Here is an 8,181-nt window from a genome sequence, read left to right on the forward strand (position 1 = left end):
TATAACAGTTTTTTCAGCTGATCCGGATGCATGAAGCTGAAAGTAACAGTTTCATTTAAACCGCTGCTGCAAAGGATGCGGGAAATCTTCTCCGTCACATCATATTCAAACCCCGGTTCGCCTACGGTAATATCAGACCAGGGACGTGTAGACGGAATATGTTCATAGCCATAAATACGGGCTACTTCTTCAGCAATATCCGGCATTTCCGTGCAGTCTCCACGATAGCTGGGCACAGTTGCCGTAATCGTATCACCGTCTTTTTGCAAAGTAAACTGAAGAGTTTCCAGAATGTGCATCATCTGTTCTTCCGGAATATCCGTTCCCAGGAAGGCGTTGACCTGGTCAGCCGTGAATGTAATATAAGTAGTCTTTTGCTGCTGCGGATAGACATCGACGATTCCTTTGGCTACGTCACAGGCTCCCATTTCCTGCAGAAGTTGGGCACACCGATTAATGGAATTAATGCAGCTATCAGCATCCAGCCCGCGTTCGAACCGTCCCGAAGCTTCCGAGCGAAGGCCCAGCATACGGCCGGTATGGCGTATATTAGATCCTTTGAATGATGCGCATTCCAGGATGACCGTCTGCGTACGTTCCGTTACTTCTGAATCGAATCCGCCCATGATGCCGGCAATGCAGCAGGGCTTTTCTTCATCGGCAATAACCAGCATATTATCATTCAGTGTGCGATCTATACCATCCAATGTTTTCATTGCTTCATCAGCTTTCGCCCGGCGGGCAATGAGATGGCGCCCGGCTACTTTGTCATAATCATAGGCATGAAGAGGGATTCCCAATTCAATCATCGTATAGTTCGTGGCATCGACGATATTATTAATAGGACGGACTCCGGACTTGCGCAGACGCTGCTGCATCCAGAGCGGAGACGGGCCGATTTTGATATGAGTCAGAAGACGGGCCGTATACCGGTTGCATAATTCTTCATCATCAATAGAAATCTGCACCTTGCCATCAATGGTTTCATCATTTTCTGCAACGGTTATTTCCGGGTACCGGGCAGTTTTCCCACTCAATACAGCAAACTCCCGTGATAAGCCGACCATGGAAAAACAATCGGCCCGATTGGCAGTCAGTTCATATTCATATACAACATCACGAAGTTGTAAATACTTGACTGCATCGACCCCGACAGGCGTATCCGCCGGAAGAATCCAGATTCCGCTCCGTTCTTCCGGCAGGAGAACACTATCATCGAATCCTAATTCGTGGGCAGAGCAAAGCATGCCGTTGGACGGTACGCCCCGCAGTTTGGAGCGCTTGATTTTGACTCCTCCCGGAAGATGGGCACCATGAACGGCAACGGGGACGATCTGTCCTTCCCGTACGTTAGAAGCGCCCGTGACAATCTGAAGTTGTTCTGTTCCCACATCAATCTGGCAGATGACGAGATGATCTGCATCGGGATGTTTTTCTATTTTCAGAATCTTGCCAGTTACGACATTTTTTATATCTTTTCCCCAGTATTCTACCTGTTCTACGGGAATACCAGCGATGGTCAGTGTATCAGCAAAGGCCTGCATATCCTGATTCATGTCTACATCGACATAATCCTGCATCCAAAGAAGTGAACTTTTCATTATGTATAACCTCCTAGAACTGGTTTAAGAACCGCATATCATTTTCATAGAACAAACGCAGATCGTCGATGCCATATTTCAGCATGGCAATACGTTCCACGCCCATGCCAAAAGCAAAGGCATTTACCTGTTTGGGATCATAACCGTTTAAGCGTAGTTCTTCCCAGTTAGTTACACCGCAGCCGAGAATTTCCAGCCATCCCGTATGAGAGCATACCCGGCAGCCTCTGCCGCCGCACATAACACAGGAAATGTCTACTTCCGCGCTCGGTTCAGTAAATGGAAAATAGCTGGCACGGAAACGGACGCGCGTATCGGCGCCAAACATGTCATGGAGAAAGTCTTCCAGAATACCTTTCAAATCAGAAAAGCGGATATTTTTATCCACAATCATGCCTTCCATCTGATGGAAAATCGGAGAATGGGTTGCATCATAGTCACAACGGTATACTTTACCAGGCGCAATCATCTTAAACGGTTCATTCGGCTTGTGGGCCTGCAGAGTCCTTGCTTCCATCCCCGACGTATGAGTCCGCAGGAGGATGTCGTCTGTGACGTACATGGAATCCTGCATATCCCGTGCCGGGTGATCATCAGGCAGGTTCAGACATTTGAAATTAAAATAATCTGATTCGATATCCGGGCCTGTGACAATGGAAAACCCCATGCGCAGGAATGATTCTTCCATTTCACGTAATGTCTGATGCAAAATGTGTTCGTGTCCCATGACCGGTTTGCGGCCGGGAAGAGTGATATCAATTTTTTCAGACTGGATTTTATCCGCCAGTTCCTGTTCTTTGACTTCCTTCATTCTGGCTTTCAGATGTTCTTCGATTTCTGCCCGGGCTGAATTGACAAGTTGACCAATTTTAGGCCGTTCTTCTTTGGACAGATTTTTCATTTCTTTCATGATAGCCGTCAATTCACCTTTTTTGCCTAAATATCTGACGCGGATATCCTGGACATCCTGGAGTCCCTTGCTCCTGGCAATCTGTTCGCTGACAGCAGCCTTGATTGCTTCAATTTTTTCATTAATCATGGAATTCTCCTCCTCTAAAAAAAATAGACTTCCACCCCTCAAGGGGCGAAAGTCTGATTCGCGGTACCACCCTAATTTGTACTCCTGTATCCTGTAACGGGAATACCCGTCCTGCCTACTCCTTTTCAACAGGAAGCTCCAAAGTGAACGTGCAGCACAACTGGCACGGCGCTCTCAACCGGTGGCAACCGCTCCCTGTAACCAGATTACTGTGCTACTCTCTTCTTCATAGCCATGTTTTGCATGGATATATTGTATCAGTAAAGTGTTTTATTTGCAATAACCAATCTCTGAATTTGGTTCGTTCCTTCATAAATCTGCATGATTTTCGCATCACGCATATACTTTTCGACAGGATATTCTTTGATATAGCCATATCCGCCCATGACCTGTACGGCATCTGTCGTCACCTGCATGGCAACGTCAGAAGCATTACATTTAGCAATGGCTGCTTCCCGGGAGAACTCCATGCCCTGGTCTTTCATCCAGCATGCGCGCTGGACAAGAAGGCGTGCGCCTTCCACTTTCATAGCCATATCGGCTATCATCGATTGTACCATTTCAAAGGAAGCAATGGGCTTGCCAAATTGAACGCGTACTTTGGCGTATTCACTGCAGGCACGGAACGCCGCTTCAGCAATACCGACAGAAATGGAGCCAACAAAGGGACGTGCCGCATCCAGTGTTTCCATGGCAATACGGAAACCATGACCTTCCCGGCCCAAACGATTTTCTACCGGAACAAAGCAGTCCTGGAAAATCAGTTCAGTCGTATTGGAAGCACGTATGCCCATTTTATTTTCTGCTTTTCCCACAGTAAATCCCGGTGTTCCCTTACGCACGATGAACGCCGTCAGTCCGCGGATGCTCGGAGTTTTACGCGTATTGGCGAATACGACGAATACTTCTGCCAGAGCTCCATTTGTTATAAAGCATTTTGTTCCGTTCAACACATATCCGCTACCGTCTTCCGTCTTGACAGCTCTGGTGGAAACAGAACCGGCATCAGAGCCAGTCCCGGGTTCCGTAAGGGCAAATGCAGCCAGATTATTTTCATTGATAATATCAAAATAGCGCTTTTTCTGTTCATCATTACCAGCTATGATGACAGGATAGGAAGCGAGGGCATTAGCTGCAACCGACGTCGCTACTCCGGCACATCCCTTGGCCAGTTCTTCATAAATAGCAGCAATCGTAATAGCGTCAAGGCCGGCTCCGCCAAATTCTTCCGGGATGGCTACGCCGAGGAGTCCCTGAGCAGCCAGTTTATCAAGCAGGCCTTCATGCATTTTCCCCTGTTCATCCATTTCTCCTGCATACGGTACGATTTCTTTCTGCACCAGATCCCTGACAACCTTGATGATTTCCTGCTGTTCCTCATTAAAAGCAAAATCCATATTGATACCAACCTTCCATTTTTTTAATACGTTCACGCACAAAAGACGCTCTAATCATCATATTTGCGTAGAATATAAAAAGAAGAACGCCCTTTGACCACTACTTTTCCGTTTTCATCCATGAGTTCACATTCCGCTACAATCGTCCGTCCGCCATGATGAACGACTTGACCGACGCCAATCAGATCCTGCCCCGGATGAACAGGGCGGATGTAATCCATGTTAATTTCTAATGTCGTTACCTGATACCCCAATGAACGACTGGCCATTCCCATCAGCGTATCACAAAAAGCTGCCAGAACGCCACCTGCAGCTATACCACGATAATTGCAAAGATTCGGCGTAATATCGAAAGCTACACGTACCCATCCTTCATCTACATCCTGGATTTTACAGGGAAGATTCTTGAAGTACGGAATCTGTGTAACGCCCTGATGAATATTGAACACCCGTCGTTTCAGCACATCTGACATTTCTGTCCGTTCATCCTTCATCTGCCGTTTCTCCTTTATCAGACTGGTACTGGTACGCACCGGTAACAAAGTACGTCCCCTTGCCATGTGCCAGATAGCGGTCGCTGTCATCATAAAAATCGCAGACTACTACCATAGTCGTCCGGCCGTTATGCAAAATGTGGGTCTTAGCACAAATAACCGTATCCGCCAGTGCCGGACGCAGATAATTCATTGCAAGGTCCAACGTCAGGACAGCTTTTCCTGCAACGGCACACGCCGTTTCCATCGCTGAATCAGCCATAGAATACAAAACGCCACCATACAGTGTTCCATTGGGATTTCCCCATTTCGTTCCTACATTGTGAAACACCAGTTCCGTATCATCTTCATCAGCTTTTAGAACATGAAATTGCATGAATCTATCATAAGGATTGCATTGTAATTCTCTTTCCATTTTTGCAATGCGCGCCTTATCCATGGGACTCTCCTCCTAAAAACTGTTGGAAATAAATACCTTTATATTGTACAATATGACATTCTAAACGTCAAACGGATTTTCCGTTACAAAACAAATGTAATGAAATTGTAACAGCTTTTTCCATTTACCTGTAGCAGACACTATGCCTCTGTATATGCAAAAGAGCTGCCGCAGCGCGACAGCCCCTGACATGTCTGACCTGGTCTTTACCCCCACACTCGCCTGCTGGGACGTTCGCTCATAGATGTACATCATCCCCCACTACTAGCCCTCTCGCATGTTACGGCAGGACTTACTTCTAGGCCGCACTATGATCAGAATCACTTTGGATTCCTTACGTGGATCGCTTTGTCTGCGACTGACATCGACTTTCAACCACAGCACATGTCACGTGTTATTATACGTGTCGAAGAGGATACTGTCAACGAAAAAAGAGACTGTCTCAACGACAGTCTCCCCACGAACCGGGCAATGGCCTGGCACATACAGGATATCTAGAATTTATACCCCATCCCAATCTGCCAGCCTTTTACCGTATCATCATAATTGTCGACATCAATATCTGCGCGACGGTACATGATATGAGCATCCCAGTCTTTTGTAATATCATATCCTAATCCGACCGAATAGGAATTGACATCATCACCAACGCCTACTGACGCAAATCCCTGCCAGCGTTCGCCAATCGGTATCTGCCCTTTCAAGCCGACCTGATAGCCATAAAAATGCTGATCTCTATAAGTATCGGCTTTGACATAACTCATGCCGCCATAGGCAGAGACATAAGGAGTAAACCGGTACACACCCTGTAAATAATGTTCATTCAGTTTGTCCCCGTCATCACCCTTTGTATAATTATTGACGTACTGCACATCCACCTTATCATTGATCGTGTATGTGACGTCTCCGCCACTGAAGCGGCTATGGGCACTGCGGCCTCCTTCTTTCTGATCAAAGCCGTAATTGACGTTGGCTTTCAGATCTCCCGCCTGCGGATTTTTATTGGGTGCGGCACAGGCAACAGAACCTATGGAAACAGCTGCAATAAGAGCACCTATCAACATTACTTTCTTCATATATCACACCTCCGATTAGTCCGTAGATTTACTTCATGGTTTACATTATACGCTATTTGCACAACCTTTTCAATTACAATGCAGCAGCCTGTTGCGGATACCGTTGCAACAGTTCTTCTGCCGCCTCAATGACCTGGGCTGCTGAAATAACGGAAATCCCCTGATATTTTCCTTCCTTAATGATTTTTTTCATACTTTTTCCAACTTCATAGTGGTCTGTCGATTCAAGGACAATGGCCTTATCCGTATAGGGACCATAAAACATCGGGTTGCTCGGTCCATACAGGGCGACGACAGGGACCTTCTGACTGACGGCGACATGCATGGGCCCGCTGTCATTAGTAATAAAGAGCGAGCACCAGCGGATGGCTGCCGCTAATTCTCCCAGCGAAAATTTTCCCGTCGCAATGACCGGAGGATATTTCATCAGCTCCGCCGCTTCCCGGACCATATCGATGTCCATAGGGCCTCCAAAGAAAACACATCGATATCCGTTCTCACTAAAATAATCAGCTACTGATGCAAAGCGCCGGGGCGGCCAGCGTTTCTGCGGAACGGCACTGCCAATATTAAAACCGATGAGCTTATCACCGGTTTCCACTCCCTGGGCGGCATAAAATTCATGGGCAGTCTGTTCCCATGCCGGGCAAGTAAGAAATTGCAGGCCATCGTTGCGCCGGTCTTCTATCCCCATCTGTTCCAATACGTTGATATACATGTCTGCCGCATGCAGGTGCGTCCTGTCAAGCCGCGTATACCGGTGCATGAACGGGCGGAACAGGAAATGACTCATACCATCAAATTCCCTGGCATGTATGGCAAACGCCAGAAAGCTGGTCCGTTCGTTAGGATGAAGATTAATGAGGATATCATAATGATTGCGGTGCAAATTCCTCCCAATGTGCCAGAGTGCACCGACAGAGTTATCCTTTCCTTTTTTATCTACCGTTACCAGATGATCGATATTAGGATTATAGCGGACCACATCGGCCAGTTTTTCATCAACGACCAGGGTGATATCAGAACCTGTGGCATGGCGGCGCAACACCTGCAGAAAAGGAGTGATTAAAATCAGATCGCCGAGATGCATGAGAAATGTTACTATAATTTTTTTATGACGAAGATTGATCATCCATTCACCTTCTTTATCGCCTGTATGTACGTATGCCACACTGTATCAACGGTAATCTGGGACATGCATTCCGGATCATTGACTAAGGGGTGATCCGGGGTCGCCTGGGATGTAGGAGAAATAATCATGTGTATGTACGAACTATCAGGACCTCCATACGGGCCGGTCCTGTCCGGACAAGTAGGACCGAACAAAGCAATCAATTCTTTTTTTAAGGCATTGGCTATATGGAGCGGCCCCGTATCGGCACTGATATATAAACGGGATGACGAAATAGCCGCCATCAATTCCCGCAGGCTGGTCTTGCCCGTAAAATCATAAATGCCGGTCTCCGCATCCCGGGAAATGACCTGTCCTTTTACTGTGTCATCAGCACTGCCCAGAATAACAGCTCCCATCCCCGAAGCCGTTACACGCCTCAGGAATTCTGTCCAGTATGGCAACGGCCATTCTTTGACAGACCAGCGGGCACCGGGCACAACAGCTATATAAGGCCCGGTAAGACCTAAAGCCCTAAATCGTTCCTTCATAATACCTTTCTCTTTTTCAATGGACGGGAGAGGAAATGCAATCTCATCAACACGGCCTCCCAGAACCCGGACTGTATCCAGGTACCGTTCAATGACATGGTCATACTGATGAGTACCCGCCAGACCTTTACTAACCAGGAAGCTTCCTTCCCTCATTTCCCAATAGCCATACTTTTCTTTTGCACCACTACACCAGGCCACAATGGCACTTTTAGCCAGTCCCTGCAAGTCCAGGCAGAGGTCAAAATGATAGTCATGAAGCTTCTTTCGCAACCCACGCAGATAAGAGAAACTTTTCAACTTTTTCTTGTCAATATAAATAACATCGTCAATATAGGGTTTGCCTGGGAGAACAGCGGAAAATTTCTGATGCACGGCCCAGACGATGCGGGCCTGTGGACAATTTTTACGCAGGGCATACAATGTCGGCAGGGCATGAAGTACATCACCAAGAGAACTCATTTTGATAATCA

Annotated in this window: 8 protein-coding genes; all 8 read right to left on the reverse strand. The window is 47.0% G+C overall.

Features of this window, described 5'->3' with window-relative positions:
* Positions 1 to 1,601 (reverse strand): phenylalanine--tRNA ligase subunit beta (gene pheT, locus DBO31_RS04400; protein ID WP_150824534.1); only part of this gene is annotated, 1,601 nt, incomplete at its 3' end.
* Between the two features lie 13 nt (positions 1,602 to 1,614).
* Positions 1,615 to 2,640: a phenylalanine--tRNA ligase subunit alpha gene (gene pheS / locus DBO31_RS04405; protein WP_059076927.1), complete on the reverse strand. Its 1,026-nt coding sequence runs from the start codon at positions 2,638 to 2,640 to the stop codon at positions 1,615 to 1,617.
* Positions 2,641 to 2,897: 257 nt separating this feature from the next.
* Positions 2,898 to 4,037 (reverse strand): acyl-CoA dehydrogenase family protein, encoded by a 1,140-nt coding sequence (locus DBO31_RS04410; protein WP_059076926.1) that lies wholly within the window; start codon positions 4,035 to 4,037, stop codon positions 2,898 to 2,900.
* A 50-nt stretch (positions 4,038 to 4,087) separates the two neighbouring features.
* Positions 4,088 to 4,531 (reverse strand): PaaI family thioesterase, encoded by a 444-nt coding sequence (locus DBO31_RS04415; RefSeq protein WP_150824535.1) that lies wholly within the window; start codon positions 4,529 to 4,531, stop codon positions 4,088 to 4,090.
* A complete protein-coding gene (locus tag DBO31_RS04420) occupies positions 4,521 to 4,970 on the reverse strand; it encodes a PaaI family thioesterase (protein WP_059076924.1) in 450 nt (149 codons plus the stop codon). The genes DBO31_RS04415 and DBO31_RS04420 overlap by 11 nt, the downstream gene beginning before the upstream one ends.
* 494 nt (positions 4,971 to 5,464) lie before the next feature.
* Complete coding sequence (locus DBO31_RS04425) at positions 5,465 to 6,046, reverse strand: outer membrane beta-barrel protein (RefSeq protein ID WP_075582101.1); 582 nt, start codon at positions 6,044 to 6,046, stop codon at positions 5,465 to 5,467.
* Positions 6,047 to 6,119: 73 nt separating this feature from the next.
* Positions 6,120 to 7,178: a glycosyltransferase family 9 protein gene (locus tag DBO31_RS04430; protein ID WP_059076922.1), complete on the reverse strand. Its 1,059-nt coding sequence runs from the start codon at positions 7,176 to 7,178 to the stop codon at positions 6,120 to 6,122.
* On the reverse strand, positions 7,175 to 8,179 hold the full coding sequence (locus tag DBO31_RS04435) for a glycosyltransferase family 9 protein (protein WP_234995387.1): 1,005 nt from the start codon (positions 8,177 to 8,179) through the stop codon (positions 7,175 to 7,177). Before DBO31_RS04435 ends, DBO31_RS04430 begins: the two co-directional genes overlap by 4 nt.
* Positions 8,180 to 8,181: the final 2 nt, after the last annotated feature.

Source organism: Megasphaera sp. DJF_B143, from assembly GCF_900320625.1.
Classification (GTDB): Bacteria; Bacillota; Negativicutes; order Veillonellales; family Megasphaeraceae; genus Megasphaera; species Megasphaera hexanoica.

Bases quoted from the DNA above. Each gene is read 5' to 3' on its own strand.
- DBO31_RS04410 (WP_059076926.1), bottom strand. From the start codon at position 4,037: ATGGATTTTGCTTTTAATGAGGAACAGCAGGAAATCATCAAGGTTGTC.
- DBO31_RS04430 (WP_059076922.1), bottom strand. From the start codon at position 7,178: ATGATCAATCTTCGTCATAAAAAAATTATAGTAACATTTCTCATGCAT.
- DBO31_RS04415 (WP_150824535.1), bottom strand. From the start codon at position 4,531: ATGAAGGATGAACGGACAGAAATGTCAGATGTGCTGAAACGACGGGTG.
- DBO31_RS04420 (WP_059076924.1), bottom strand. From the start codon at position 4,970: ATGGATAAGGCGCGCATTGCAAAAATGGAAAGAGAATTACAATGCAAT.
- pheS (WP_059076927.1), bottom strand. From the start codon at position 2,640: ATGATTAATGAAAAAATTGAAGCAATCAAGGCTGCTGTCAGCGAACAG.
- DBO31_RS04425 (WP_075582101.1), bottom strand. From the start codon at position 6,046: ATGAAGAAAGTAATGTTGATAGGTGCTCTTATTGCAGCTGTTTCCATA.